The sequence below is a fragment of the Caballeronia sp. LjRoot31 genome (assembly GCF_964253885.1).
Lineage (GTDB): Bacteria > Pseudomonadota > Gammaproteobacteria > Burkholderiales > Burkholderiaceae > Caballeronia.
Genome location: NZ_CAXURX020000002.1, coordinates 582,438 through 607,462 on the forward strand (window position 1 = coordinate 582,438; position 25,025 = coordinate 607,462).

Here is a 25,025-nt window from a genome sequence, read left to right on the forward strand (position 1 = left end):
ACCCTCACCCACGCTCCTGCACACAAACCCACGGCGACACCACCACAGCCCACAGTTCGGGATTCCGCGCAGCAAGATCCTCCGCCACCGGAGGCTCGACGCGCTCGAGCAATCCTGCCGACAACCACTCGGCGACCTGCTTCGCATCGTCACTGGCGACGGCTTCGGCCACACTCACCAGATCGATATCGCGAGCCACTTTCAACAACACGCCGCGCGCGAAAAACCGCTGCAGTTCAGACCATTCGATCTGCGCGGTTTCGGCGAAAAGTTTGAGATACAACGGACTGGCGGACTGAGCGTCTTTCATAGGGGAATCACAGGCAAGTTCGAGCGACCGACATCATAAACCATCGCGCCGGACGCTCTGCCTGGCTGCCAGCGACCGCTCAAAGATCGAAGAAAACCGTTTCCTTGGGTCCTTGCAAATGAATATCGAAGCGATAAATCGTATTCGATGTACCCGCTTCGCGTTGGGCGATCAGCGTGCTGCGCCGCTCCGCAGGAACGAGCGCAAGGACGTCATCGCATGCATTGGCTGCGGTTTCATCGTCGAAATAAATGCGTGTGTAGGCGTGCAGCAACATGCCGCGCATCAATACGATCACATCGATATGCGGGGCCGAATCACTCCCCGTGCTACCCGGTTTGACCGTGTCCACGACAAAGCGCAACGCCGGGTCCGTCCCCGTGCCCACCCGTGCGAAACCACGAAAACCCGACTCACGCGTTTCGGCGAGCGTGCTCACATAGCGACCGGTGGAATCGGCCTGAGCCATTTCGATCACGGCATCGCCGACCACTTTCCCGTCACCATCGAACACTTGCCCCACGATGCTGATGTGCTGCCCCGCCGATTCCCGATCCGCGATCGACGGCGTGAACAAGCTCTTCAGGTCGAAGTTGTATTGCTCGGGACACAGGCCATAAGCGAAATACGGTCCGACTGTTTGCGACGGCGTTTGTTTGTAGATGGTCATGTTCAAGCCTCCGTCGGAGTCTGGTTCGCGCCGCGCAGCACGATGTCGAACTCATAACCGAGCGCATACCCTTCCTCGGTCGTATCGATGGAAAAGCGCGAGATCAACCGGTCGCGCGCATGTTCCGGCGTGCCCTGGAAGATTGGATCGAGATCGAGCAGCGGGTCGCCGGGGAAATACATCTGCGTGACAAGGCGCGAGCCGAAGTAGTCGCCGAACAGCGAGAAGTGAATGTGATTGGGACGCCACGCGTTCGAACGATTGCCCCACGGGTAAGCACCCGGTTTGATCGTGAGAAATCGATACCGTCCTTCGTTATCGGTCAGGCAACGGCCCGCGCCCAGGAAATTCGGATCGAGCGGCGCCGCGTGCTGATCGGCTTTGTGAACGTAACGCCCGGCGGCGTTCGCCTGCCAGATCTCCACCAGCGTATTGCGCACCGGCCGGCCGCTTTCGTCGAGCACGCGCCCCGTCACGATAATGCGTTCGCCCAGCGGCTCGCCATTCTTTGCGGCGTTGCGCGTGAGGTCATGATCGAGTTTGCCGAGGTCGTCGGCGCCATACACGGGTACGCGCCGGTCCTTCAGGTTCTCTTTCAGCGGGATCAGCGGGCGCGACGGGCTACGCAGCACGGAGGACTTGTAGCCCGGATGGCAATAAGGCGGGTGGGAATCCCAGTCGCGCGGCGTCAGGATGAGGGAGGGGGCAGTCATTTTTTCTGTCTCGGATTTTTAAAATGTGAATCAACACTTTATCGAAGCCGTGAAGTTATGGAAAATGACCTTTTATGCATTCAGACATAACTGATCGTCATGGATACCGACCCTACATCGTCCGGCGTGCCTGTCCCGGCGGGTGCGCTAAATAAGCCGACCAAGATGGGTAAACCCGTCACGCCGCTCGCCAACCTGACTAGCGGCCGGATCAAGTTCCGGCACCTGCAGTGTTTCCTGGCGGTGACGCAATTCGGCAGCGTGCAACGCGCCGCCGATAGCCTCTCGATCACGCAACCGGCGGTATCGAAGACGATTGGCGAGCTGGAGTCCATTCTGGGCGTCCGGTTGTTCGAACGGGGCCGCCGAGGCGCCGCGCCCACGCGTGAGGGGAGACTGTTTGCGCCTCACGCCGCAGCCTGCGTAGGGGCTTTGCGGGAAGGCGTGGATGAGTTGTCGCGGCATGGCGTCGAGATGCCCGGCACGGTCGCGCTAGGCGTCCTGCCCACCGTCGCGCCTGCGTTGCTGCCGCCCACGCTTGCCGCGTTTCGGGCGCATTGGCCGAATGTCTCCGTGCGGGTATGGACCGGGTCGAACTCGCAGTTGCTCGAACGTCTGAAATCCGCCGATACCGACCTGGTCATCGGCCGTCTGTCTGAACCTGAAGGCATGGTGGGGATGACCTTCGAGCAGTTGTACCGCGAGCCGTTGACGGTCGTCGTGCGCCGCGATCATCCACTCGTGTACGAAAGCAATATCACGGCGTCGGTGCTTGCCCGTTTTCCGGTAGTCGTGCCGCCGTTTGGAACACTGATCCGCCAGTCCGCTGAAAGCGTGTTGACGGCGTTCGGCGCACAGGCGCTGAGTTCGCTGATCGAAACCTTGTCGGTGTCGCTCGGGCGCGCTCTTGCATTGCACAACGACGCGGTGTGGTTCGTCCCGTCGAGCGTGGTGGAACATGACATCGAATTGAAGCTGCTTGCCCGCTTGCCCATGCCCTTCGCGAGTACCGATGAACCCATCGGCCTGATACTCCGCCATGACCGCGTCCGCTCGCCTGCGCTGGACAGCCTGATCGATGCAATCCGGGAAGCGGGGAGGCAGCGGGAGGCGGTTCGTATCGGTATGAAATAGCTTGGAGAGAGGCTTGCCGCAGGCACTTGTTACCGCAAATGCGGGATGGGCAAAACCCCATTAGCATACGTTCGATAAAAGCTATATAAGTGGGCCAGACGCCGGGCCATGCAGCGTTCAAGGCACGTGCAATGCTGCCACAAAGCAGGCTCGAAGCGGACCTCGCGAGCGGCGGGTGAGCACTGCAAACAACCGTACTGTAAGCAAGCGCAACAGAATTTGCGTGCAACCAAAGTTCGCTCTGTGCTGTCTGACTCCGCAGCTCTTCCATCACCGGGATACCCATCAAAGCCGCCAGCAAGATGAAAACCGTATTGCTCGTCGACGACGACCCCGCCACCCTCGAAGCCTGGACCTTGTGCATGCAGTCACCGGACTGCACGGTGCTGTCCGCGTTCGACGGTAACGGCGCGCTTGTATTATTGGGCGAGCACAGCGTGGATATCGTGGTGTCCGACTGGATGATGCCGGGGCTCGGCGGCGCGCTGTTATGCCAGACGATGAAGACCAACTCGGCCTTTGCACACATTCCCTTCCTGATGATCTCGGGCCATCCGCACCCGCCGGCTTTCGTTCACTACGACGGCTACTTACAGAAGCCCGTCGCGACGGAAGCGTTGTTGTCGGCGGTGGACCGGTTGTGCGCAGCGAAGCGCCGCCGGCCGTTCTGAACCTGCGCACCGCGGTTTCATTTACCCCGTGCTACCGTGCTTATTGCGCGTAGCCGCGCGCGGTTCAGACGAGCCGCGCCAGCTCCTTCTCCATCCGGTCTTGCGCAAGCCGGTTCAACTCTTGAGGCACCACGCAATCGGCCGGCAGGGGCGGCAGCACGATCACGCGGATATGCCCGGGCTGATCGGGCCAGCCTTTTGCCGGCCAGTATTTGCCGGCGTTATGCACGACCGGCACGGCGGGCACTTGCGTCGAACACGCAAGCCTCACGCCGCCCGATGCAAGCTTGAGCGGGGCATCGTGCGCCACTCGCGTGCCTTCGGGAAAGATCACCACCACGTCGCCCAGTGCGAGCTTTTCCGCGCATTCGCGCGTAACCGCCTGATGCGCCTGACGAGGCGAACCGCGATCCAGGCTGACCATGTCCAGGCCCTTCAGCACCCAGCCGAAGAACGGGATGCGCTTGAGGTCGCTCTTGAACACGAAGCTGATGCGGCGTGGAAACAGCGCCATGAACGCGAGCGTTTCCCATGTCGACTCGTGCCGGCACAACATGATGAACGGCTCATCCGGCAGGTTCTCCAGTCCTTCGACCGAACACGATACGCCCGTGATCACGCGCATCATCCTGACCATCGCGCGGCACCATTGTTTGGCGAGCCAATAACGGCCGCTGCGGCCGACGAACGGAAACAGCGGCAGAATCAGGATCGACCACACCGTACCGCTGCCAAGCAGGTAGGTCGCGAACAGCCACTTGACGAAGGTTCGATGCATTAAGAAATGGACGGTGGTAAAAAGGTGCGAAAGGAGTGCGGCGGGTTGCAAGGCGTCCAGGGGTACGGTGACCCCCCGACGTTTGAGCCCGGCGAGCGAAACCCGAAGGATAGCGTGTGCGGCGGCGCATGTCCCAAACCCGATGCTGGGTGCGCGCACGCTGCCCGCCCGATGACAGTCAGGGAGACACCGGTCTCTCTTAAACGGAGTTGCAATGACGGACGAAGCAAACAGCGAAGTGAAGGGCGAGTTGACGAACGACAAAACCGCCAGGCAGGCCGGCGAGCCGACGCCGGCTTTCGACGATGGTCTGCTGGATGTCGGCGATGGCCACGCCGTTTACTGGCGTGCGCAAGGACCCAAGGACGCCCCCGTGATGCTGATTGTCCACGGCGGCCCCGGCGGCGCGATGAATCTCAAGTGGGCGGATGTGCTCGATTCATCGAAGTGGCGCATGGTTTTCTTCGATCAACGCGGCTGCGGCAAATCCACGCCCTTCGGCAAGCTGGAGCACAACGGCACGAATGATCTTATCGGCGATATGGAGAAGCTGCGGGTCGCCCTCGGCATCGAGAAGTGGGCGCTGTTCGGCGGCTCGTGGGGCACGACGCTCGCGCTCAGCTATGGCGTGACGCATCCCGAGCGCTGTCTCGGCTTTTTGCTGCGCGGGATTTTCCTCGCGCGCAAGGAGGACATCGACTGGTTCCTGTGGGACGTGCAGCGCGTGTTTCCGGATGCGCACCGGGCGTTCCTGGATGCCATCGAGACCGCGAGCGGCCAACGTCCGCGCAATGCCGCCGAGATCCTGACGCTCACCGGCGCGCCGCTGGCCCGTTTCGATAACGCCGGCATCAAGCTCGCCCGTGCATGGTCGGGCTTCGAGGCGACGTTATCGGTGGTGAATAAACCCGCGCCGAAGAAGGGTGCTGACCAGGCGCAGAAGGACGAATCGAAAGGCGACGAATCGAAAGGAGAGGCTTCGACCTTGGCGGCTCAAACCGATGTCGCGCAAGCCACCGCCGCGCTGCCCGAAGCGCCCCAGGCTGATCCAGCTCAAGCTGAGCCGGCGTCCCCCGAAGCGACCCGCGAGGCCAACGCCGCTGCGATCTCGATGTCGCTGCTGGAGCATCACTACATGGCGCATGAGTTGCCGCCGGAGCCGTTGTTGCCGCGTATCGGCAGGATTGCGCATCTGCCGTGCGTGCTCGTGCACGGCCGCTTCGACATGGTGTGTCCCGCCGATCAGGTGCAGGCTCTCGCCGACGTTTGGCCGGGCGCGCAGCTATCCATCGTCGATGCGGCGGGCCACTGGACCTTCGAACCCGGCAACGTGACAGCGTTGAAAGCCGGCGGCGAGTATCTTGCGCGAACGCTGGCCGCGAAGCCAACGCCGACCTCAACGCCAACGCTAGCCTGAAGGCGGCAGCAACCCGGCCGCCGACACGGCGAGACGCTCCCAGTTGAGATCCGTGCCGAACACGAGCGGATCGCCACGATAGTTGATGAAGATGGACAGCGTCACGCAGAGTCCGGTGCCAGTCGCCGATAAATACGGAGCGCTTACCATTAGCCGCTGCGGATGCGCGAGGGCGTCGACGAAATACGGCCGGTTGTCCCAGCGGCCGATCGACGGCTTGCTCAGCGGCGCGAGGCGAGGAGCGATCGGGGCAGTGCCGGCGCCGTCGATCATCGGGATACATTCGCGGCCGCCCTGATCGAGGAAAAAGCAACCTACCGTGCACGGCAGCGCCAGCAGGTCCTCGCAGGCCCGCTCCGGCAATGCGCCGGCGCACATTCGCTCGGCCGCCTCCGCGAAGCGCGTCCGATACGGCATCAGCAGCAAATCGATGCCAAGCTCGCGGGTCTGGCGCGTGTGGGCGAGGGTATCGAAGACGGTTTCGATTTGCTGCGTCGCGGCTTCCTCGGGCGACTCCCCGGGACCCGGCTGGCCAAACAGGAAGCCCTGCACGAAGTCCACACCCGAGCGCGCCGCCAGCAGCAAGTCCTCTTCGGTCTCGATCCCTTCGGCCACCACCAGCATGCCTGCCTCGTGCAACAGGCTCACCAGCTTCGGCATGACCGACTCGCGCAAGTCCGGCTGATGCGCATGGATGAGGCTGCGATCCAGTTTCACGATGTCCGGCCGCAGGGTCAGCAACCGGTCCAGATTCGAGTGCCCGGCGCCGAAGTCGTCCACTGCGACCAGAAAGCCTTGCGACCGGAACGCCTGAGTTGCGTGGGCGAACGCGCAGACGTCGTTGCCGCCCGATTCCAGCAACTCGATCACGATTTCTTCCGGCCGGACACCCGATTCCCGCGCGATGTCGGCGAGTTGCCGCGCATAGCCCGGATCGATGAAGCTTGCCGGCGTCACGTTCAGGAACAGCCAGGTCTGGCCGGGCAGCCATCTGGCGGCGTTGTGCAAATGAGTGACATGACTCAGGCGGTCGAGTGCGCCGGTCGAGCTCGCAACGATCGCCTTTGCGAACAGTTCGAACGGCTCCAGCAAACCGCCCGTTGATGCAACGCCGCGCAACAAGGCCTCGTAACCGACCTGGCGCTGGTGGGCCAGGCTGTAGATCGGCTGGAAATGCGAGCAGAGCACGATGCCGTCGAACGTGGCGGCCAGGTGAGGTTTCCCGAGTTTCCCGAGCGTGCGCCGCATCAGGAGGCTGCTGCCTGGAGACGGGCATTGCCGGTCGGCGCAGCCATGCCGGCTACTGCAACATGTCCCGCGACGAATAGTGAAAAGGCGCGCAGGATGAACGGCGTCAACCGTGCGGGCAACGATGTCAGCCCCGCCGTGCTACGACGGCGAACTCGCCCGGTCAGATCGGCTGCACAAACGCGAGCCAGGAACAGTTCGAACATGATGTTGGTCTGCGCGGGTGGTGAATAGGACGGTAGGACTGTAGGACTGTAGGACGAATGCGACGAGTGGGCCGCGGCTCGGCAACGCTTGAGGACGGACAACATCTTATCGGATCAAATGGCGGCCGACTTGAGCGTGGAGTCATCATGCCACGCGTTGGCGAGACGCCGGCAGCTTTGATGGGCGGGCGTTTGCGCGATGCTAAAAATTCCCTGGAAGGCCTGTCGGACGGTAAATTTGGGACAGGAATGGTACGATCGCGCCTTGCAAGCCGGCGCGCGATGCTCGTCGAATAGTGAATCAAGTTACGGAGGCGAACCGATGGCCCAACAGAAAACCAACCCGAAGCTGGAGCAGGCGCTGACGCGCGGCGACCTCGCGATTCGCCAGGCCAACTCCGGCCGCGCAACGGCCGTGCTGCGCGCGCTTGGCAAGATGATTGTGGAGGCTTCGGCGACCATTGGTGTGGAAGCGTTTGTCGTGATTCATGACGGCGACAAGATCTACGATCCCGCCGACGGCATGTGGCCGCAACAATTGCTGGTGTCGCTCGATGGCCCGGTGGAAGACGCGGACCCGGACGAACTGCGCACCGTGACCTTGATGGCCGACACTCCCGCAACCGTGTTTCGATGCGAATGGCAACGTGCGGACGGCAAGATCGGCCGTCAGGAAGGGCGTCCGCTCGCAATGGTGGCGTTTATCACCGACGTGGACATTCCCTGGCTCGACGACGAAGACTGAAGAAGCCTCGGCCTTATTCTGAAAAAACCGGCGGATGCGCCTTGCATCCGCTGTCCCCAGGCTTCTTCATTCGGTACGGCCGGCACCTGGTTTGCGCTTCAGGCGGAATTCTCTTCTTTTCCTAAAGCGCAAATGCGTAGCGCCCTCGAATTGCTTCTGCTTTACATATCGAATTCCATAGTGCCCCAAGGGCTTATTCGCAGCAGACTCTATTCATCAGTTTAATAGGTCTCACTTATTGTGAGCGGGTCATTTTTTCCGCTTCGCCATCCAGCCGTTTCGCTTGCCCGTTATTCACCCTCGATATAAAGTCGGCGACAGAAAATCCGTTATATAAGCATGAGCACCCGAACGGTGCAGCACCGGAGATAGCGGAGGCCAAAACATGGCTTTAGAATATTTCTAACCATAATTAATGGCAAAAAAGAGTCGCGCTTCACGTGTACGACACATACTTGCCTCCGCATAATTTTTCATGATACGAAATGCGGGGAGATGATTTGAGGCGTCGAACACGAAAAGCGCTGAAAATGCATATTTTTTTTAAATTTCTCTAAAGATTTATTTGGTAGCGCGCACCTCATCAATTGCCTTTGGGCGAGACTAAATCCGTCGTGTGATTCGTTTGCGTGAAGTCAAACGTTCCGCGGCGTCCTCCTTCTCGCCAAAAATGGGGTAGCACAAATGGAACAGCTTAATAAGGCAGGTCAAAGCAGCGTTTTTCGCAACGGACATATTGAACACGGTGAACGTGCAGGGCGGCTCGAGCGGGCGGTTGTCCAGGCTCAGGAGAAGCGCGAGTCCATGCCGTTCACGATCCGTATTGTTCGCGAAAACGCCGACCTTGAAAAAGTCGTTGAGATGCGGCGCATGGCTTATGGCCGGCATTTGCCGGTTTTTGCCCAGAAACTGGGCATTGAGGAATGCGATCGGGACCCGGGTGTGGCAGTGCTTCTTGCGGAATCGAAGCTGGATGGCGCGCCGCTGGGTACTATGCGTATTCAAACCAATGAATATGCGCCGCTGGCAGTGGAACAATCGGTGCGCCTGCCTGACTGGCTGGCCAGTAGCCGTTTGGCGGAAGCCACCCGGCTGGGTGTGGCGGGCGGTGGCGTGGGCCGTGTCGTCAAGGTAATGCTTTGCAAGGCCCTGTGGCTTTATTGCGAGCAGCAACTGGTCGACTATATGGTTATTACCGCGCGTGCGCCGCTCGACCGGGAATATGAAGGCATGTTGTTCGAAGATGTATTTGAAGAAAGAGAATTCCTGCCGATGGCTCATGTTGGCGGATTGCCGCACCGGGTACTTGCAAAAGACGTGATGGCGGCTCGGCGCCGCTGGGAGGAAGCGAAGCATCCGTTATTCCAGTTCATGGTGCATACGCATCATCCGGATCTGGATTTACGGACGTCTGATTTATCTTTCCAGCAGGAACCGGTACGATGCCCGGAGGTACCGCAAGTTGCTTACGGCAGGTAATAAAAGATAGCCCGGCCGTTCATTGACCGAGGCCACAAAAAGACGGTGGCGATTCACTGGGGTTTCGCCACCGTCGGCGCGACATCTGTCGTGCATCACGGGGGATTAAAAGGTATGGCGTCGGTTGCCTTATTTTCGCGGGCGAAGTCCGGATATACCGGGTCGAATATGGACCGGTTTCTGTACGCGTTCGCCGTTTATATCGTCCCGACACTGATTGCTCTCGGCACCCTTGCCACCCTGGTGTGGGGAACGCCCCAATTCGATTCGAGGGGCGGTCTCACCCTGCCCCTCCACGTCCTGAAAGACCCGTCTGGAACGCTCGATCCTGCTACCGCGCTTGAGCGGATGCCTACGGCTGTCTTGTCGAACCGGTTCAACACGCAGCTCGCCGAAACGCCATTCTGGTTCGAATTCGCCGTGCCCAACATGAGTCAGGAGCAATCGACTTACGGCGAATTACCGTCGCGTCACGCGCAAACGCTTTCGTGCTGGATTGCGTCAACCATGCAGCCGCTCGGCAGCGCCGATCGCCTGACCACGACCAACGAATTTACCCCCATCAAGGCGGGTTTCGCGCTCCAACTCGGCCACCTCGCGGAGCCGGTCAATGTGCTGTGTCGCGGCACGTTTTCCGGCCCGGCACAAATTACCGCGCTCGGTTGGAGCGGTCCGATGTTGCAAAAAAGCGCGCTCGACTTCCAGGAGAGTTCGGGGTTGATCGCGGGCGGATTGTTGACACTGGCCGTCTTCGTTTTCGTCACGGCAATGATCAACCGCGAGTGGACCTACGTGATCTTCGCGGTCTGGCTTGTCGGCAACCTGCGGTTGTGCGCGAACGCCATGGGCTGGGACATGGAGTGGCTTGGTCGCGTGATCCCGCCGGATTACCTGCAGATCATCCGGCAACTGACGTTCGCAGCCTATTACCTTTTGACGGCCGCTTTGTTCAGTTCGCTGTTCCGGCGCGAGCTGAAGGTCATTGGTTATAAATGGCTCCTGAGGATCGTGCATTACGTCGGCCTCGTGCTGTTTGGCGCGGCGATCGTGTTGCCCTATGCACGCTTTATCCCGACGCTCTGGGTAACCACCGGGTTCGGCGTGTTCGTGCTGATCTTCCTGCTGGCTCGTCTCGTCTGGATGACCCGCTCGCGCACGGTGATGTGGTATGTGGGCTCGCTGGCAATCGTGCTGTTCGCGACATTTTCTGAAGTCATGGGCGCAGCGTTCGGCATCAAGCTGCTGGTCGGCGGCGTCAATACGGTGATGGCCGCATTGTCGTCGAGCATGATGGCCGCCTTCGCTATTGCCGAACAGATGCGTGCCGAACGTGAACACCGGCGGCAGGCCCAAACCGAATTGCGCAACACGTATGACGTGACGCCCATTGGCCTGTTCACGCTCGACAGCGCTGGCCATTTCGTGCGCGCGAATCCCGCGTTGCGGACCATGCTGTCGCTGCAGAAAACCGAGTACAGGGTGCGGCACTGGAATGACTACTTCGAATCGGGCGCCTGGGGTGCTTTGCAGGCGCTGGCATCGAAGGGAAGTGAAGGCGAACTGGAGATGGGGGGCGCGGCATCGCGGGGCAATGGCGAGCGCCGTTTCCTGCTCAAGGCTACGCGCTCGAACGGCTGGATCGAGGGCTCGCTGCAGGATGTGACCGAGCGTTCGAAAGCCATCGAACGACTGCGGTTCCTGGCTGAACACGACCCGCTCACAGGGTCGCTCAACCGGCGCGGCGTGGAAAAGGCTATAGCGGCACAAAGCGAAGAAGGGACGTCCTGGGCGCTCGCGTACGTGGATCTGGATCGCTTCAAGCTCGTCAACGATCTGTTCGGCCATCGTGCCGGCGACGAAGTCCTGAAGCAGGTCGCCACGCGCACGCGGGCGTTGTTTTCAGCCGGGTTTCCGTTCGGGCGGATTGGCGGTGACGAGTTCGTCTGCGTGATGGGTGGCATGTCCATAGACGAAGCCATCGACTGTTGTCATCACCTGATCAGTGCATTGAGTGATGCGCCGTATCAGGTCGGCAACCGTGCGTTCCAGGTGAAGGCATCGGTGGGGCTGGTGGAGTGTTCGCACGGCGTGCGTGTGCAGGACGCGCTCTCGCATGCGGACCGTGCGTGCCGTGAGGCCAAGAAGAGTTCGAATGCGCGGATGGTGACGTATCGCAAGGGTGCGGCGGCGTTCGAGGAGCGGGCAGAGGAATTGAAGCTGGTTGAAACGCTGGGGCGCAATCGATTGCCTCCGGGTCTTTTTCTTGTGATGCAGCCGATCATGTCGCTGTCTGCGCCCACAGAGTCGCTTAATTTCGAGGTGCTGCTGCGCATGCGCGCGCCCGATGGTGCAACGCTGCCTGCCGGCAAGGTGATTGTGGCGGCGGAGGAATCCGGCAACATTGCGGCTATCGATAAATGGGTGATTACCACGTTGCTTGAGTGGATCGAGAAACATCAGGCGTCGCTCACGAATACGCGTTTTATTTGCGTCAATCTCAGTGGGGGTTCGTTGAATGACGAGCAGTTCATGGAAGACGTCTTTGCGTTGTTCGCGCGTTTCCGGCATATCGTTCCTTATCTTTGTCTTGAGATTACCGAGAGCGTCGCGTTGCATGATCTTGGCAATACGCAACGCTTTATTGCACGGGTTCATGAGATGGGTGGCAAGATCGCACTCGATGATTTTGGTGCGGGGTATACATCGTTTAAATATCTCAAGGATCTTTCCGCTGATGCACTCAAGATTGACGGCGAGTTTATTCGGACGATGTGTGCGCATCCGGCTGATATAGCCATTGTTGAAGCTATTGTTGCGCTCGCTCGCAATCTTGGAATGCGTAGCGTTGCCGAGTGGGTTGAGGATGTGGGGACGCTGCGCGCGCTGAAGGAAATTGGCGTGGATTACGTGCAGGGATATCTTATTGCCAAGCCGCAGGAAAGCAGTGCGATTCTTGCCGCTTCGTCGGCGGCGAGTTTTGTGAAGGATTTAGAGGTGGTGCAGTTTATTGATAGTATTGTTGTGCAGGATAAGGCTCTTGCCTTTACTTTCGATGTGGCGGCTAAAGCTGGTTTGCACTGAGAGAGGCGGGGGCGGTGTTATGCGGGGTTGGTCGGTCGGTTTTGAGGTTAGCGGTCGGGGTCTATGCCGGGGTGGTGCTTTCGGCGTTAGTGGTCGGGGGTGATGCCGGGTTGCTGCTTTCGGCGTTAGCGGTCTGCGCGAGTCGGATATTCTCTTTATCACTATTAGCCACTGTGCGTGGCGGCACGTCATTTCTTTGTCCAAAGCGACAAAGAAACGAAGCAAAGAAAACGCTTTAAAACCACGCTACCCTAAGTGTTCACAGCGTGCAGTTTCTATTCATAGGTGCCCCAAAAGCACGGTGCTCGCCAGATCGGAGGGTGTTTGAACCCCTCCTTCTCGCGAATCCTGACACGAACACGCTTCGCCCCGTACGCTCTCGGGCAAGCACCATTGCCAATGAACCCGCACGGCCTTACAGGTATTTACTGCTGCGGTTTTTTGACGGGTTAGCTACCTGGTCTGTGCGACCGTATTCATAGGCCACAGCTTCATGCGTGTTTGTGTTTACTGCCTCAGTTTTTGTGAATTGGCTGCGCGTTCTGTACAGCCATTTTCGTCGGTTACGGCCACCCACATCTTCGCGGCCTCGTTTCTCGGCGGGTTGGCGACGAGGTTCGAGGCGCGTACACATTGGTGGTTGGTGTCCGAGGATAGCGCGGGGTGCCCCTTGGGCAGGTTCAATCACTGGTGGCGAAGCGTGTGGCCGTGCGGGTCCCTTGGCGAACTGTGCTTGCCCGAGAGCGTACGGGGCGAAGCGTGTTCGTGTCAGGATTCGCGAGAAGGAGGGGTTCACACATCCGTGGCTCTGGCGAGCACCGTGCTTTTGGGGCACCCATGAATAGAAACTGCACGCTGTGGACACTTAGGGTAGAGCGGTTAAAAGCGCTTTCTTTGCTTCGTTTCTTTGTCGCTTTGGACAAAGAAATGACGTGCCGCCACGCACAGTGGCTAATAGTGATAAAGAGAATATCCGACTCACGCAGACCACTAACGCTGAAAGCACCAACCCGGCATAGACCCCGACCACTAACCCCAGAACCTAGCAACCGGGCATAGACCCCGACCGCTAACCCTGGAACCTGACACCCGGGCACTGACCCCACCCGAGCCCACCAAAACCGGTCCACCGGCGCGAGCGAAACCCTTACACCCTAAGTTGTTTTCATCCCGTTCAGGATCTTTGTCGCGGCAATCGGAATACGCGTGTCATCCCATTGCGCCAGCCATTGCACTTCCTTCGTCGTGAAAAACCCAGGCTGGTTACGCAATGCAAACTGCAACGAATCCACAATGTGATCTCGGATGATCTGGGGCGAATCTTCGTCGGTGACGATCGCGTGAAGGGCTTCGAGTGCGCTCATGGTGCAGGAGACCAAAATGATAGGTTGGCAAGAATGCTGGTAAACCATAACCCGATAAAAATCCGGAAAACAATTCAATTCAACGCTTTTTTAAACCCCTTTTCCACCCATTAGTGTTTTTACGTAGACGCGACGCAACAATCGCTGCTTGCATAACCCGATTGATCTTCAAAGCGATCTAATCGGCGTCATGCTGCACTGCACCGTTTGGGTGTCATTCCATTTTCTTGACTTGTCTCCATGTCGCTGTTGTACTAAATAAAGTCAATTGATTTAGTCGGCGAACGCGTCCGGTGCGCTTCATCTTCTCGAAGTCGCGGGCGAATAAAAATCTATGGAGCGAGACATGAAAAATCTTCGGCGTGCTGTCGCACGTGCGTCCTTCCTCGGACTTGCAGTTGCGTCGCTGGTGAGTTCAGGCGCGGCAATGGCGACTGACCAGATCGCGATCGGCCTGATTACCAAGACCGACACCAATCCGTTCTTCGTCAAGATGAAACAGGGCGCCGAAGAAGCCGCCTCGAAAGGCGGTGTCAAACTGATCACAGCAGCCGGCAAGTTCGACGGCGACAACGCAACCCAGGTGACGGCGGTCGAGAACATGATGACGGCCGGTGTGAAAGCCATCCTCATCACGCCGAGTGATACCAAGGCCATCGTTCCGACGCTCAAGAAAGCGCGTGCGGCGGGCATTCTCGTGATCGCGCTCGACACGCCGACCGATCCGCAAGATGCCACCGACGCGCTGTTCGCCACCGATAACTTCAAGGCCGGCGTGCTGATCGGCGAATACGCAAAAGCCTCGTTTGCCGGCAAGCCCGCGAAGATCGCCACGCTCGACCTCGCGCCCGGCGTGACCGTCGGTGTCCTGCGTCATAACGGCTTCCTGCAGGGCTTCGGCGTGAAAGAGGGCGACCCGTCCGTGGTATGCAGCCAGGACACTCGCGGTGACCAGTCGAAGGGCCAGACGGCGATGGAAAACTGCCTGCAGAAGGAGCCGGGCATCAACCTCGTTTATACGATCAACGAACCCGCGGCGGCCGGTGCGTATCGTGCGCTCAAAGCAGCGGGCAAGGATAAGGACGTGATGATCGTGTCCATCGACGGGGGCTGTGAAGGCGTGCGCAACGTGAAGGCGGGCAGCTTCGCCGCCACCTCGCAGCAGTACCCGCTGTTGATGGCGCAGCAAGGTGTGCAGGCGGGGATCGAATACGCGAAGACGGGCAAGAAGGCGACCGGCTATCACGACACCGGCGTCACGCTCATCACCGATAAACCCGTGTCCGGCGTCGCGGCCAAGGACACGAAGTTCGGGCTGGATAACTGTTGGGGCAACAAGTAAGCCGTCGCGCCGCATTTGAACCCGCGGCCCGGGCTTGAGCCTCAAGGCGTTTCAAGCCCGGGTCGCGCGAGCGGCGCATTTTTTCGATGTTGCTGTCGAGGTCCCGAGTCATGACGCAATCCACCTCTCCCACGGCCGGCCGCGCGACGTTCTCTGATCGTCTGCCATCGCTTGCCGATATCGGTCCGCTAGTGGCGCTCGTGATCGCATGCGCTTTCTTCATCTGGCAAAGCGACCGGTTTTTATCGATACAAAATCTCTCGCTGATTCTTCAGCAGACCATGGTCGTAGCGGTGATCGCGATAGGACAGACGCTGATCGTGCTGACCGGCGGAATCGATTTATCGTGCGGCATGCTCATGGCATTCGGTTCGATTGTGATGACGAAGTTCGCCGTCACGCTGGGCGTACCCCCCGTGATTGCCATTGCATGTGGCGTGGCGGCAAGCACATTGTTCGGATTGCTGAACGGTACGCTCATCACGAAGATCAAGTTGCCCGCGTTCATCGTCACGCTGGGGACGCTGAACATAGCGTTCGCGCTGACGCAGGTGTACTCGAATGCCGAGAGCATCTCGAACCTGCCGGACGCCATGATGTTCTTCGGCAACACTTTCCATCTTGGCGGCGCGGAGGTCACGTATGGCACCGTGCTGACCTTGTTGATGTACCTCGTGGTCTGGTTCGTGTTGCGCGATACGGTGCCCGGCCGCCATCTCTACGCACTCGGGAACAATGCCGAAGCTGCGCGGCTGATGGGACTTTCGTCGCAGAAAATCCTGATCACCGTGTATACGCTCGCGGGATTTTTCTATGGCATTGCGGCGCTGTTGTCGGTGGCGCGAACCGGTGTGGGCGATCCACAGGCGGGCCAGACCGAGAACCTCGACAGCATTACGGCCGTCGTGCTCGGCGGCACGAGTCTCTTCGGCGGACGCGGCACGATCGTCGGAACCTTGCTGGGCGCTTTGATTGTCGGCGTGTTCCGCAACGGCCTGACGCTGATCGGGGTGTCGTCGGTTTATCAGATTTTGATCACCGGCATCCTGGTGATTCTCGCGGTCGCCGCCGATAAACTCGCGCGTCCCCGCGCCTGAGGAGCCAAGCTCATGAACGACACACTCAAACCCGTTCTGGAAGCGCGCGGCGTCAGCAAGCGCTACGGCTCCGTGACCGCACTCGACGGCGTCGATTTCGAACTGCTGCCAGGCGAGATCATGGCGGTCATCGGCGATAACGGGGCAGGCAAATCGTCGCTGATCAAGGCGCTTTCCGGCGCGCTGGTGCCCGACGAAGGGCAGATCCTGCTGGACGGAAAACCCGTGCATTTTCGCAGTCCGCTCGACGCGCGCTCGCAAGGTATTGAAACCGTCTATCAGGACCTCGCGGTCGCGCCAGCGATGAGCATCGCGGAGAACCTTTTTCTCGGGCGTGAGTTGCGGCGTCCCGGCATCCTCGGCTCCGTGTTCATGATGATCGACAAGCGGCGCATGCTGCAGGAAGCCATCGCGCATATGGAGGGATTGCAGATCGGCATCCGTTCGATGAAGCAGGCGGTCGAAACGCTTTCCGGCGGTCAGCGACAGGGCGTGGCGGTGGCGCGCAGCGCGGCGTTCGCGCGACATGTGGTGATCCTCGATGAACCCACCGCCGCGCTCGGCGTGAAGGAATCGAACATGGTGCTGGAGTTGATCCGGCGCGTGCGTGATCGCGGGTTGCCCGTGATTCTCATCAGCCACAACATGCCGCATGTGTTCGAGATTGCGGACCGCATTCATATCCAGCGGCTTGGGCGACGCGCGGCGCTGGTCAATACGAAGGACATCCATATGTCGGAAGCCGTGGCCATCATGACCGGTGCAAAGCAGGCCGACGTGCAGGCGATCGCCTGATTGCCGATGACGCCTTCAATGTCCGCAAGCACGGCAACGCCGAAGCCGGCCGGCATGCGGCAGATGAACGAGCGCATTGTGCTACAGGCGGTGCGTGTCCACGGTCCGCTGCCAAAGTCCGAGATCGCGCGCCTGACGCATTTGAGCACGCAGACGACGTCGCTGATCGTGGATCGTCTGATAGACGATGGCTTGCTCGCCCGCGAGGCCAGGACGCGCGTGCGGGGACGCATGGGGCAGCCGTCGGTGCCGATCTCGCTGCGGGCGGATGGGGCGTTTTCCATCGGCGTGAAAGTGGGGCGCCGGAGTCTTGATGTGCTGACCATGGATTTCGCGGGGCAGGTGCATGCGCGTGATGTGATCGAGTATGCGTATCCCGATCCGCGTACGGTGTTCGCTTTGCTGAGCGGGAAGATTGACCAGATGATGGTCGCGCTCGGCAATGACGCTACGAAGGTGGTTGGAATTGGCGTGGCGGCGCCGTTGTGGCTTGGTGGCTGGCGCAATTTCTTCGATACTCCGCCGGACGTTTTCGCCGCGTGGAACGAGATCGATATCAGCGCGCGAGTCCAGGCGCTGACCACGTTGCCGGTGGAGTTCGCGAAGGACACCACCGCTGCGTGCGCTGCTGAATTGCTGATGGGGCAAGGGCGCGGATTGAGCGATTTTCTTTATGTGTTTATCGGCACGTTCATTGGCGGCGGGCTGGTCATTGATGGACGGCTGCATGCCGGGCCGAAGGGGAATGCTGGTGCTATCGGGTCGTTTCCGCTGATGAGCGAAGGCACGCCGCAGTTGCTCAATGTGGCGTCAGTGTATGTGCTGGAAAAGCGCTTCATCGATGCCGGTTTTCCTGCCGCCGCCGCTCACGATCAACGGGCGCTGTCGGCGCAATTGTGGCCTTTGTGCGAGGCGTGGCTCGATGCCGCGTGTCCGGCGCTCGCCACGGCTATTGCAACGGCGGCGGCGCTGGTCGACGTCGACGCGATCGTGATTGATGGGGAGCTGGATCGCCAGTTGTTGCGGGAGGTGTTGAGCCGGACCAATTCGGCGCTCGATGCCTTCGACTGGCAGGGGATGGTGAGGCCGAGACTGGTTGAAGGGGAGATAGGCGCTGATGCCCGGGCAATGGGGGGGGCAATCCTGCCGTTGTATGCGCATTTCGCGCCCCGTTATGTGTTGTTTCTGAAGTCCGGGTTGAGTGGGTGATTGGCGGGAAGGGTTGCTAGGTTTTGGGGGGGGGCGGTCGGGGTCTATGCCGGGTTGCTGCTTTCGGCGTTAGCGGTCTGCGAGAGTCGGATATTCTCTTTATCACTATTAGCCACTGTGCGTGGCGGCACGTCATTTCTTTGTCCAAAGCGACAAAGAAACGAAGCAAAGAAAACGCTTTAACCGCTCTACCCTAAGTGTCCACAGCGTGCAGTTTCTATTCATAGGTGCCCCAAAAGCACGGTGCTCGCCAGAGCCACGGATGTGTGAAACCCTCCTTCTCCGAACACCGATACCCACACGCTTCGCCACCAGTGATTGAACCTGCCCAAGGGGCACCCCGCGCTATCCGCGGACGACCACCCTCCAAATGTGTACGCACCTTGAACCTCGTCGCCAACCCTGCTGGAAACGAGGCCGCAACGGTGCATGGGGCCGTAGCTGGTGAAAAGAATCGTGCGGGCCGCGCAACGACCCACCAAACATGAAGCCGTAAATATGCGTTCGGCCGTGTAGCCCACCCAAAAAAAGCAGCGCACGCTCGGCCAACGCACCAAGAAACGCGGCAGCGAATGCGCGTGAGGCCGTGCTCATTCGTGGGCGTTCGTGCTTGCCCGAGAGCGTACGGGGCGAAGCGTGTTCGTGTCAGGATTCGCGAGAAGGAGGGTTTCACACATCCGTGGTTCTGGCGAGCACCGTGCTTTTGGGGCACCCATGAATGAAAACTGCACGCTGTGGACACTTAGGGTAGCGTGGTTTGAAAGCGTTTTCTTTGCTTCGTTTCTTTGTCGCTTTGGACAAAGAAATGACGTGCCGCCACGCACAGTGGCTAATAGTGATAAAGAGAAAATCCGACTCTCGCAGACCACTAAGGCCGAAAGCACCAACCCGGCATCAACCCCGAACCGCTAACCCCGGAACCCCAGCATCGCCCCCCCACCAACCCCACCAAAACCCCGTCCACCGGCGCGAGCGAACTTCTCAATCACGACTGGCTTCAATCATGGCTTTCAGCCTGGCGCGTTCTTCCGCCACACCCTGCGGCGTTTGCGGCCAATCGAGAACAACGCCGCTGTTCATCGCTTCCCGCGTGAGGGCGGCATAACGTGATTTGCTGATCTTGTCTTCTTTCATCGACTCGCTCAGTTCGTGCTTGATACCCTGCGGGAATTGCGGATAAGCCTCGGCGAGAGACGCATATTGGCGCGCATCGATCTCGGTCGATTCTTTCGTGACCGCCCACGACGCAACGAGCACGATCGCCACGAACGGGACCAGGGTGTATCGGAGGAAAAATTGGATTGGCTTCATGGTTGCGGCTGATTCGTCAGCCGTTATTGTAGAGCGTCGCAGTTTTTTTACTTGTGTCACTCCTTCGCCGGACAAAATGAAAAGGCTGTTCCAACTTTCGTTGGAACAGCCTTTTCATTCAACCCGAAAGCTCATACGCGCAAATCGGGTCTCACATGTTTCAGACCCGGCGGCGCACGACCAGCCCCCAGACGAACAGCAGGACGATAGCGCCGACCACGGAGGCAATCCACCCCGCAGCCTGTCCTTCGTGATACCAGCCGAGTGCGCGGCCGGCATAGCCCGCCACGAGCGAGCCGGCAATGCCCAGCAGAATGGTCATGATCCAGCCGATGCTGTTGTCGCCCGGTTTGATTGCCCGGGCGATCAAACCAATAATGCCGCCGATGATGATGGTGCCGATAAGTGAAAGCATGAAGATTCCTTCGTAGTGTTGGCAAAACGCCCGGCATTCCGGGCGCGCGCCGGCGCACCCTTTGCACGCGACACTTCTGTAACAAAAAGACGGGCGGTGCGCAAAGTGCCCGTCGAGTAGACCGATCAGCCAGCGTGTGGGCATTTTCGACGATGCCGGGGCTTCATGCAGGTTAAAATTCGTCGCTTAAGCACGGTGCAACACCCGCGCGCTTCCACACCGTTTCATGCAACTCGAGCTTTTTATTCCCATGACCGATTCAGACCCCGATCTCCAACCCGCCGAAGACACCACGCTCCACGAAGACCGCCTCTGGCGTGACGACGGCTGGACCGCAAGGGTGATCAAGAACGAGGATGACGACGGCTGGGCGGTCCAGATGATCAAGGACGGCGAAGCCGAACCGGCGCTCACCGGTCCCTGGACCATGGGCCGCGACAAGAAGAATCCCAAGCCGCTCGATCCGAACGCGTTCCGCACGCTGGTCAAGACGGCCTCCGAAGTATTGCGTCGGCACGAGCAACAGCGCCACGCAATGCTTCACAAGGATTTTACGGTTCGCGCGGACGGCGAGGATGTGACGGTGTCGCTGGATATCGTGCCCGACGAGGACGATCCCTACGCAGACCTGAAAGCGCTCGATTCGTTCGGTGCGCTGCTTGCCCACGTGCGGGTGTCCGCGGGATTCAAGCTCAGCAAGACCAGCGCGCAGGCCTGGGTGGACAACGACTTCCGCAAGCCGGACTGATCGCGGCACGCGCTGACACTGATACTGAGACGACATTGAGACTGACACGCCCGGGCGGCGTGCAGCACAGGTTCAATAGACGCCGGCTACACCTTCCGGCCGGTGCTTGAAGCGGCGATGTACCCAGTAGTATTGCTCCGGAAAACGCACTATTTGCGATTCCAGGAACTCGTTCATCCGGCGGGCATCGGTTTCGTCGCTTTGCGAGGGAAAGTCGGCGAGCGGCTCGAAAATCGTCATCTTGTAGCCCTTGTAATCGGGCAGCACTTCGGTCACGAACGGCACCACGCGCGCGCCCCCAAGGCGCGCCAGCCGCGACACCGACGTCAGCGTGCAGGCCTGTACGCCGAAGAACGGCACGAATACCGAGTTTTCGATGCCGTGATCCATGTCGGCGGCCAGCATCACCGAACCGCCCTTGCGCAGCAGCTTCAGAATGCGACGGGCACTGTCGGCGCGCATCACCATGTCGGCGCCGAAACGGCCTCGCTGCTCCACGGCGAGCGTGTTGAGCCGCTTGCTGGACATCGGCGTGTAAAGCGCGGTGATGGGCAGCTTCATGGAGTACAGCATGCAGCCCACTTCAATGGCGACAAAGTGGAAGCCCATGAAAATGGTGGGCGGTGAGTTTTCGTCGTCGAGATCGATACGGCTTTCGAGCTGCACCAGTTTTTCGATAGCGGGAGCTGAACCGAACCACTGCACGCCGCGCTCTACATAACTGCGCACGACGTGACGAAAATGCGAACGTCCGAGCAATTCGTATTCAGCGGCGGTCTTTCCGGGAAAACATAATTGCAGATTGACCTGCACAATATGTTTTCGACGGCTCGGAATGCAATAAAGCAGTGCGCCAAGGCCGCTGCCGAATCGCGCGACCAGGCCATAAGGCAGGCGAGCGAGCGAGCGGAGCAGCGCTACGACGAGCGCGAAACCGATGTTATTCAAACTTGCCCCTTGAAACGGGCGGCGAAATGCGTATGACGAGCGCCGAGTGAATTTAAGCTTCAACGATTGGCGCGCAGCCGGATGTTGAAGAGGAGTAACGGCGAAACCCAGGCGCGGCGAGAGTGATTAACCCTTCAGCCGGGGAACCAAGAGGCGAAAAAGCCGCGGAACAGGCATGTTCCGGAGAGCGTCCGACGCTGCAGGAATCTTGAGCGTTGCGGGTAATTCGCGAACCTGCGCCAAGGTAAAAGTCGAAAGTGCCGCCATGATCGCACACACGGACTCCGGCATACAGTTTTGGCGTGCCTACCAAGTCTTACATGCAAGCCTTACACGCATGTCATATATGCGCTTATTACAATGTGGCACGATGATTCGATTGCGACGCGCACAGCTTCGCCTACAACGGAGATAAAGCCATGCACTTTCTATTGATGTACGAACTGAGCACCGATTATCTCGAACGCCGGGCGGCGCTTCGTGACCGCCATCTGGCGGCGGCCTGGGCATCGGCGGAACGCGGAGAATTATTGCTGGGCGGGGCGCTGGAGGCGCCCATCGACCGGGCGATACTGCTGTTCGAGGCGGATTCGTCCACCGTGCCGGAGGCGTTCGCGCGGGCCGATCCGTACGTGACCGAAGGGTTGGTCACGCGCTGGGAGGTACGCAAGTGGAATACGGTGGCGGGCGAGGGGGCCACTCAGCCGGTCAGGCCGGCGTGAGCGTTCATGGCGGCGTCACGTAGGGTCATGACTCGCTGGTGGTTTCCTCGTGCGCGTCCTCATCGCGGGCGGTAGCAGCTCTTGATGCCGTCGCCTTCGCGGCAGAGGAAACCGGGCGGCGAGCCGTGCTGAACAGGCGCGTGAGCGTATCGTCCATTTCCTGCGAGCGCTCGAACAATTCCGCCAGCCAGTCCACGAACGCGCTGACCCTCGGCGCGGCTTGCCGGCTCTTGACGAATGCGACCGACACATTCATCGGCATCGATTTCCATTGCGGCAGCACCTCGCGCAGTTCCCCGGAACGCAGGTACGGCAAAGCGGCAATGCGCGGCGGCTGGATCAGCCCAAGTCCTTGCAGGCCGCACGCGAGATACGCGTGTTCGTCGGTGACTTGTACAAACCCCGCCATTTTCACAGCCACTGCTTCGCCATCCACTTCGAAGTCGAAATCACACGGCCGGCCGGTACGAGCCGACACGCAGTTCACCGCGACGTGCTGCGCGAGTTCATCGAGTGTCTTGGGCGTGCCGTGCGCCTCCAGATACGCGGGCGTGGCGCACGTTACGTGCTCGAAGCTGCCGAGCCGTCGTGCGATCAGCCCGGAATCGGGCAGTTCGCCGAGTTGCACGCTGCAATCCACGCCTTCGCCGACCAGATCGACGGCGCGATTGCAAATGCCGATCGACAACTCGATATGCGGATAACGCGCGTGGAAATCGGGCAGCGCGGGTACGACCAAGGCGGTAGCGACCGTATCGGGCAACTCGATGCGCAGACGCCCGCGAAGACGCTCGTCGCGGCCATGAAAGCCTGCTTCCAGGTCGTCGATATCCGCAAGAATGCGCACGCAGCGCTCGTAACACTCGGCCCCTTCGGCCGTGAGATTGAGGCGCCGCGTCGTGCGTGCGAGCAGTTGCACGCCGAGCAGCGCCTCGAGTTGTTGAATGGTCGTCGATACGCTTGCACGCGGCATGCCGAGAGATTCGGCGGCGCGCGAGAAGCTGTTGGTATCGACGACGCGGATGAAAACACGCATGGCATGAACGCGATCGGTCACGGGAGTTTTCCTGTAGAAGCGATAAATGCGATGACCGGCGGGCACCTTCGGGTGATGCAGAAGGAATGCCGGCAAGGTTCACACTTTAGGCATCAGGAAGGTTCGCGTGAATACATAAAAGTCGCAGATTCTTGCCTGCTTCTCCAGCTAGAGCGTGGGCAATTCGCCGCGCAAACGGCCGCTTTCCGCGCTGCCAATGGTGTTTGAGCTGCTTGCGCCGCCGATCCGCCCGCTCACCAGTCCGCTCATGTCGGCACCGGACGGCGCTTGATAGAGCCGCAGGCCCATCTCCGGCAGGATGGACAGCAGGTGGTCGAACACGTCGCCCTGGATGCGCTCGTATTGTGTCCATGCGGTGACGGCGGTGAAACAATACACCTCGACGGGAATGCCTTCCGATTGCGGTTCCATCATCCGCACCATCATCGACATGTCCTGTCTGATCTCCGGATGCCGTTGCAGATACGCGAGCCCATACGCGCGGAAGGTGCCGATATTCGTCAGCCGCCGCCGGTTGGCCGGCTCGCTGGCGAGCGCGCCGAGATTCTTGTTGGCCTGGTCGACTTCGATCTGCTTTTCTTCCAGATAATCGTGCAGCAAGCGGAATTGCTTGAGGCGCGCGGTTTCTTCATCGGTGAGAAAACGCACACAGGTGGCATCTATTCTCAACGTGCGCTTGATGCGCCGCCCGCCCGATTCGAACATTTGCCGATAGTTTCTATAACTCTCCGAGAACAGCTTGTAGGTGGGCACGGTAGTCACCGTGTTGTCCCAGTTCTGCACCTTCACGGTATGCAGCGCGATGTCTTTAACGAAGCCATCGGCGTTGGATTGCGGCATCTCGATCCAGTCGCCTATGCGCAACATGTCATTCGATGTGAGCTGCGTGCTTGCCACCAGCGACAACAACGTGTCCTTGAACACGAGCAGCAGGACGGCGGACAATGCGCCGAGCCCGGACAGCATCCAGAGCGGCGAGCGGTCGATCACAATGGACAGCACCAGCACGCCGCATATCAACGCGAGCGCGAGCTTGCCGATCTGGATGTAGCCTTTGATCGAGCGTGTCTGCGCCTGCATGCTGGCGGCGTAGACGTCCTGCCATGCGCTGAGCGCGCCGCCCATCGCGAAGAAGACGCAGATCCATGCGCCCGCATGCGCGAGCCGCTCGATCACGTCCGCCGCGTGACCGATGTGCGGCACATCGCCGATACCGATCGCCACCGCCGCGAACGGCACGGCGTACCAAAGCTGGTGATACGCGCGATGCCGGGCGAGGGCCTTGTCCCACGCTTCGCGTTCGGTCAGCACGAGCAGGCGGTGCGCGAAATACAGCACGATGCGCGCGACGACCCACTGCGCGAACAGCGCCGCCAGAACGAGCATCAGCAGGCCGAGCGCGAATTGCGCCCAGTGGTGGGTGGGGTAGTGCTGTTGCACGGTATCTGCAACAGTGTCTATCAGATTGTCCAAATTCAAAATCATGCGGGCCGGGTGAAACATGAAAAGGCGAACTCGACTACAACAAACGAAGCGACCCGTATTGTGCATGAAAGGCGGCTTTG

At 59.9% G+C, this 25,025-nt stretch carries 24 protein-coding genes; 12 read left to right on the plus strand and 12 right to left on the minus strand.

Annotated features, from left to right (window positions below):
• Positions 1 to 4 precede the first annotated feature (4 nt).
• From ACSQ8V_RS21005 to pcaH, 3 genes are all read right to left on the minus strand, one after another.
• Positions 5 to 310, minus strand: coding sequence for a DUF2288 domain-containing protein (locus ACSQ8V_RS21005; protein WP_436207022.1), 306 nt, complete (start codon positions 308 to 310; stop codon positions 5 to 7).
• Positions 311 to 389: 79 nt separating this feature from the next.
• A complete protein-coding gene (gene pcaG, locus ACSQ8V_RS21010) occupies positions 390 to 980 on the minus strand; it encodes a protocatechuate 3,4-dioxygenase subunit alpha (protein ID WP_213764452.1) in 591 nt (196 codons plus the stop codon).
• 2 nt (positions 981 to 982) lie between these two features.
• Complete coding sequence (pcaH, locus tag ACSQ8V_RS21015) at positions 983 to 1,693, minus strand: protocatechuate 3,4-dioxygenase subunit beta (protein ID WP_436207023.1); 711 nt, start codon at positions 1,691 to 1,693, stop codon at positions 983 to 985.
• A gap of 165 nt (positions 1,694 to 1,858) precedes the next feature.
• Between pcaH and pcaQ the strand changes: the two genes are divergently transcribed.
• Both pcaQ and ACSQ8V_RS21025 read left to right on the plus strand, forming a co-directional pair.
• Positions 1,859 to 2,827 (plus strand): pca operon transcription factor PcaQ, encoded by a 969-nt coding sequence (gene pcaQ, locus ACSQ8V_RS21020; protein ID WP_436207977.1) that lies wholly within the window; start codon positions 1,859 to 1,861, stop codon positions 2,825 to 2,827.
• A gap of 302 nt (positions 2,828 to 3,129) precedes the next feature.
• Entirely contained in the window at positions 3,130 to 3,498 is a 369-nt protein-coding gene (locus ACSQ8V_RS21025) for a response regulator (protein ID WP_213764455.1), read from the plus strand.
• Between the two features lie 64 nt (positions 3,499 to 3,562).
• Here the strand turns inward: ACSQ8V_RS21025 and ACSQ8V_RS21030 are convergent, their stop codons facing one another.
• Complete coding sequence (locus tag ACSQ8V_RS21030) at positions 3,563 to 4,276, minus strand: lysophospholipid acyltransferase family protein (RefSeq protein WP_436207024.1); 714 nt, start codon at positions 4,274 to 4,276, stop codon at positions 3,563 to 3,565.
• A 214-nt stretch (positions 4,277 to 4,490) separates the two neighbouring features.
• Between ACSQ8V_RS21030 and ACSQ8V_RS21035 the strand changes: the two genes are divergently transcribed.
• Positions 4,491 to 5,693: an alpha/beta fold hydrolase gene (locus ACSQ8V_RS21035; protein ID WP_436207025.1), complete on the plus strand. Its 1,203-nt coding sequence runs from the start codon at positions 4,491 to 4,493 to the stop codon at positions 5,691 to 5,693.
• On the opposite strand, the gene ACSQ8V_RS21040 is transcribed toward ACSQ8V_RS21035, so the two are convergent.
• Positions 5,685 to 6,941, minus strand: coding sequence for an EAL domain-containing protein (locus tag ACSQ8V_RS21040; protein ID WP_436207026.1), 1,257 nt, complete (start codon positions 6,939 to 6,941; stop codon positions 5,685 to 5,687). The genes ACSQ8V_RS21035 and ACSQ8V_RS21040 overlap by 9 nt on opposite strands.
• On the minus strand, positions 6,941 to 7,147 hold the full coding sequence (locus ACSQ8V_RS21045) for a hypothetical protein (protein ID WP_436207027.1): 207 nt from the start codon (positions 7,145 to 7,147) through the stop codon (positions 6,941 to 6,943). Before ACSQ8V_RS21045 ends, ACSQ8V_RS21040 begins: the two co-directional genes overlap by 1 nt.
• 322 nt (positions 7,148 to 7,469) lie before the next feature.
• On the opposite strand from ACSQ8V_RS21045, the gene ACSQ8V_RS21050 reads away from it, so the two are divergent.
• From ACSQ8V_RS21050 to ACSQ8V_RS21060, 3 genes are all read left to right on the plus strand, one after another.
• Positions 7,470 to 7,892, plus strand: coding sequence for a hypothetical protein (locus ACSQ8V_RS21050; protein ID WP_031357205.1), 423 nt, complete (start codon positions 7,470 to 7,472; stop codon positions 7,890 to 7,892).
• Between the two features lie 684 nt (positions 7,893 to 8,576).
• Entirely contained in the window at positions 8,577 to 9,371 is a 795-nt protein-coding gene (locus tag ACSQ8V_RS21055; RefSeq protein WP_213764460.1) for a hypothetical protein, read from the plus strand.
• A 168-nt stretch (positions 9,372 to 9,539) separates the two neighbouring features.
• Positions 9,540 to 12,452, plus strand: coding sequence for an EAL domain-containing protein (locus tag ACSQ8V_RS21060; RefSeq protein ID WP_436207978.1), 2,913 nt, complete (start codon positions 9,540 to 9,542; stop codon positions 12,450 to 12,452).
• A gap of 1,154 nt (positions 12,453 to 13,606) precedes the next feature.
• Here ACSQ8V_RS21060 and ACSQ8V_RS21065 read toward each other — a convergent pair.
• Positions 13,607 to 13,816, minus strand: coding sequence for a hypothetical protein (locus ACSQ8V_RS21065; RefSeq protein ID WP_213764462.1), 210 nt, complete (start codon positions 13,814 to 13,816; stop codon positions 13,607 to 13,609).
• A 427-nt stretch (positions 13,817 to 14,243) separates the two neighbouring features.
• Between ACSQ8V_RS21065 and ACSQ8V_RS21070 the strand changes: the two genes are divergently transcribed.
• The 4 genes from ACSQ8V_RS21070 (at position 14,244) to ACSQ8V_RS21085 (ending at position 18,259) form a co-directional block, all read left to right on the plus strand.
• Positions 14,244 to 15,158, plus strand: coding sequence for a sugar ABC transporter substrate-binding protein (locus tag ACSQ8V_RS21070; RefSeq protein ID WP_436207979.1), 915 nt, complete (start codon positions 14,244 to 14,246; stop codon positions 15,156 to 15,158).
• A gap of 110 nt (positions 15,159 to 15,268) precedes the next feature.
• Complete coding sequence (locus ACSQ8V_RS21075; RefSeq protein ID WP_436207028.1) at positions 15,269 to 16,255, plus strand: ABC transporter permease; 987 nt, start codon at positions 15,269 to 15,271, stop codon at positions 16,253 to 16,255.
• 12 nt (positions 16,256 to 16,267) lie between these two features.
• Complete coding sequence (locus tag ACSQ8V_RS21080) at positions 16,268 to 17,050, plus strand: ATP-binding cassette domain-containing protein (protein ID WP_213764465.1); 783 nt, start codon at positions 16,268 to 16,270, stop codon at positions 17,048 to 17,050.
• 18 nt (positions 17,051 to 17,068) lie between these two features.
• Positions 17,069 to 18,259: an ROK family transcriptional regulator gene (locus ACSQ8V_RS21085; RefSeq protein ID WP_255631356.1), complete on the plus strand. Its 1,191-nt coding sequence runs from the start codon at positions 17,069 to 17,071 to the stop codon at positions 18,257 to 18,259.
• Positions 18,260 to 19,240: 981 nt separating this feature from the next.
• Here ACSQ8V_RS21085 and ACSQ8V_RS21090 read toward each other — a convergent pair.
• Together ACSQ8V_RS21090 and ACSQ8V_RS21095 are read right to left on the minus strand one after the other, a co-directional pair.
• Positions 19,241 to 19,570, minus strand: a complete 330-nt coding sequence (locus ACSQ8V_RS21090; protein WP_436207029.1) for a hypothetical protein — start codon at positions 19,568 to 19,570, stop codon at positions 19,241 to 19,243.
• 160 nt (positions 19,571 to 19,730) lie between these two features.
• Complete coding sequence (locus ACSQ8V_RS21095; RefSeq protein WP_213764467.1) at positions 19,731 to 19,985, minus strand: GlsB/YeaQ/YmgE family stress response membrane protein; 255 nt, start codon at positions 19,983 to 19,985, stop codon at positions 19,731 to 19,733.
• Positions 19,986 to 20,235: 250 nt separating this feature from the next.
• On the opposite strand from ACSQ8V_RS21095, the gene ACSQ8V_RS21100 reads away from it, so the two are divergent.
• The gene (locus ACSQ8V_RS21100; protein WP_213764468.1) at positions 20,236 to 20,733 is read left to right on the plus strand and encodes a hypothetical protein; all 498 of its coding nucleotides are present in this window, start codon (positions 20,236 to 20,238) and stop codon (positions 20,731 to 20,733) included.
• A gap of 72 nt (positions 20,734 to 20,805) precedes the next feature.
• Here the strand turns inward: ACSQ8V_RS21100 and ACSQ8V_RS21105 are convergent, their stop codons facing one another.
• Complete coding sequence (locus ACSQ8V_RS21105) at positions 20,806 to 21,681, minus strand: lipid A biosynthesis lauroyl acyltransferase (protein ID WP_213764469.1); 876 nt, start codon at positions 21,679 to 21,681, stop codon at positions 20,806 to 20,808.
• A gap of 419 nt (positions 21,682 to 22,100) precedes the next feature.
• On the opposite strand from ACSQ8V_RS21105, the gene ACSQ8V_RS21110 reads away from it, so the two are divergent.
• Positions 22,101 to 22,403, plus strand: a complete 303-nt coding sequence (locus tag ACSQ8V_RS21110) for a YciI-like protein (protein ID WP_436207030.1) — start codon at positions 22,101 to 22,103, stop codon at positions 22,401 to 22,403.
• Positions 22,404 to 22,428: 25 nt separating this feature from the next.
• Here the strand turns inward: ACSQ8V_RS21110 and ACSQ8V_RS21115 are convergent, their stop codons facing one another.
• Complete coding sequence (locus tag ACSQ8V_RS21115; RefSeq protein WP_436184910.1) at positions 22,429 to 23,439, minus strand: LysR family transcriptional regulator; 1,011 nt, start codon at positions 23,437 to 23,439, stop codon at positions 22,429 to 22,431.
• A 168-nt stretch (positions 23,440 to 23,607) separates the two neighbouring features.
• On the minus strand, positions 23,608 to 24,945 hold the full coding sequence (locus ACSQ8V_RS21120) for a mechanosensitive ion channel family protein (RefSeq protein WP_436207031.1): 1,338 nt from the start codon (positions 24,943 to 24,945) through the stop codon (positions 23,608 to 23,610).
• Between the last annotated feature and the right edge of the window lie 80 nt (positions 24,946 to 25,025).

What these genes read in the sequence shown, in the direction of transcription:
- ACSQ8V_RS21035 (WP_436207025.1), top strand. Translation starts at nt 4,491, where the DNA reads ATGACGGACGAAGCAAACAGCGAAGTGAAGGGCGAGTTGACGAACGAC.
- ACSQ8V_RS21115 (WP_436184910.1), bottom strand. Translation starts at nt 23,439, where the DNA reads ATGCGTGTTTTCATCCGCGTCGTCGATACCAACAGCTTCTCGCGCGCC.
- pcaH (WP_436207023.1), bottom strand. Translation starts at nt 1,693, where the DNA reads ATGACTGCCCCCTCCCTCATCCTGACGCCGCGCGACTGGGATTCCCAC.
- ACSQ8V_RS21045 (WP_436207027.1), bottom strand. Translation starts at nt 7,147, where the DNA reads ATGTTCGAACTGTTCCTGGCTCGCGTTTGTGCAGCCGATCTGACCGGG.
- ACSQ8V_RS21030 (WP_436207024.1), bottom strand. Translation starts at nt 4,276, where the DNA reads ATGCATCGAACCTTCGTCAAGTGGCTGTTCGCGACCTACCTGCTTGGC.
- pcaG (WP_213764452.1), bottom strand. Translation starts at nt 980, where the DNA reads ATGACCATCTACAAACAAACGCCGTCGCAAACAGTCGGACCGTATTTC.
- ACSQ8V_RS21050 (WP_031357205.1), top strand. Translation starts at nt 7,470, where the DNA reads ATGGCCCAACAGAAAACCAACCCGAAGCTGGAGCAGGCGCTGACGCGC.
- ACSQ8V_RS21070 (WP_436207979.1), top strand. Translation starts at nt 14,244, where the DNA reads ATGGCGACTGACCAGATCGCGATCGGCCTGATTACCAAGACCGACACC.
- ACSQ8V_RS21055 (WP_213764460.1), top strand. Translation starts at nt 8,577, where the DNA reads ATGGAACAGCTTAATAAGGCAGGTCAAAGCAGCGTTTTTCGCAACGGA.
- ACSQ8V_RS21040 (WP_436207026.1), bottom strand. Translation starts at nt 6,941, where the DNA reads ATGCGGCGCACGCTCGGGAAACTCGGGAAACCTCACCTGGCCGCCACG.
- ACSQ8V_RS21025 (WP_213764455.1), top strand. Translation starts at nt 3,130, where the DNA reads ATGAAAACCGTATTGCTCGTCGACGACGACCCCGCCACCCTCGAAGCC.
- ACSQ8V_RS21085 (WP_255631356.1), top strand. Translation starts at nt 17,069, where the DNA reads ATGTCCGCAAGCACGGCAACGCCGAAGCCGGCCGGCATGCGGCAGATG.
- ACSQ8V_RS21075 (WP_436207028.1), top strand. Translation starts at nt 15,269, where the DNA reads ATGACGCAATCCACCTCTCCCACGGCCGGCCGCGCGACGTTCTCTGAT.
- ACSQ8V_RS21095 (WP_213764467.1), bottom strand. Translation starts at nt 19,985, where the DNA reads ATGCTTTCACTTATCGGCACCATCATCATCGGCGGCATTATTGGTTTG.
- pcaQ (WP_436207977.1), top strand. Translation starts at nt 1,859, where the DNA reads ATGGGTAAACCCGTCACGCCGCTCGCCAACCTGACTAGCGGCCGGATC.
- ACSQ8V_RS21100 (WP_213764468.1), top strand. Translation starts at nt 20,236, where the DNA reads ATGACCGATTCAGACCCCGATCTCCAACCCGCCGAAGACACCACGCTC.
- ACSQ8V_RS21090 (WP_436207029.1), bottom strand. Translation starts at nt 19,570, where the DNA reads ATGAAGCCAATCCAATTTTTCCTCCGATACACCCTGGTCCCGTTCGTG.
- ACSQ8V_RS21110 (WP_436207030.1), top strand. Translation starts at nt 22,101, where the DNA reads ATGCACTTTCTATTGATGTACGAACTGAGCACCGATTATCTCGAACGC.
- ACSQ8V_RS21005 (WP_436207022.1), bottom strand. Translation starts at nt 310, where the DNA reads ATGAAAGACGCTCAGTCCGCCAGTCCGTTGTATCTCAAACTTTTCGCC.
- ACSQ8V_RS21120 (WP_436207031.1), bottom strand. Translation starts at nt 24,945, where the DNA reads ATGATTTTGAATTTGGACAATCTGATAGACACTGTTGCAGATACCGTG.
- ACSQ8V_RS21060 (WP_436207978.1), top strand. Translation starts at nt 9,540, where the DNA reads ATGGACCGGTTTCTGTACGCGTTCGCCGTTTATATCGTCCCGACACTG.
- ACSQ8V_RS21080 (WP_213764465.1), top strand. Translation starts at nt 16,268, where the DNA reads ATGAACGACACACTCAAACCCGTTCTGGAAGCGCGCGGCGTCAGCAAG.
- ACSQ8V_RS21065 (WP_213764462.1), bottom strand. Translation starts at nt 13,816, where the DNA reads ATGAGCGCACTCGAAGCCCTTCACGCGATCGTCACCGACGAAGATTCG.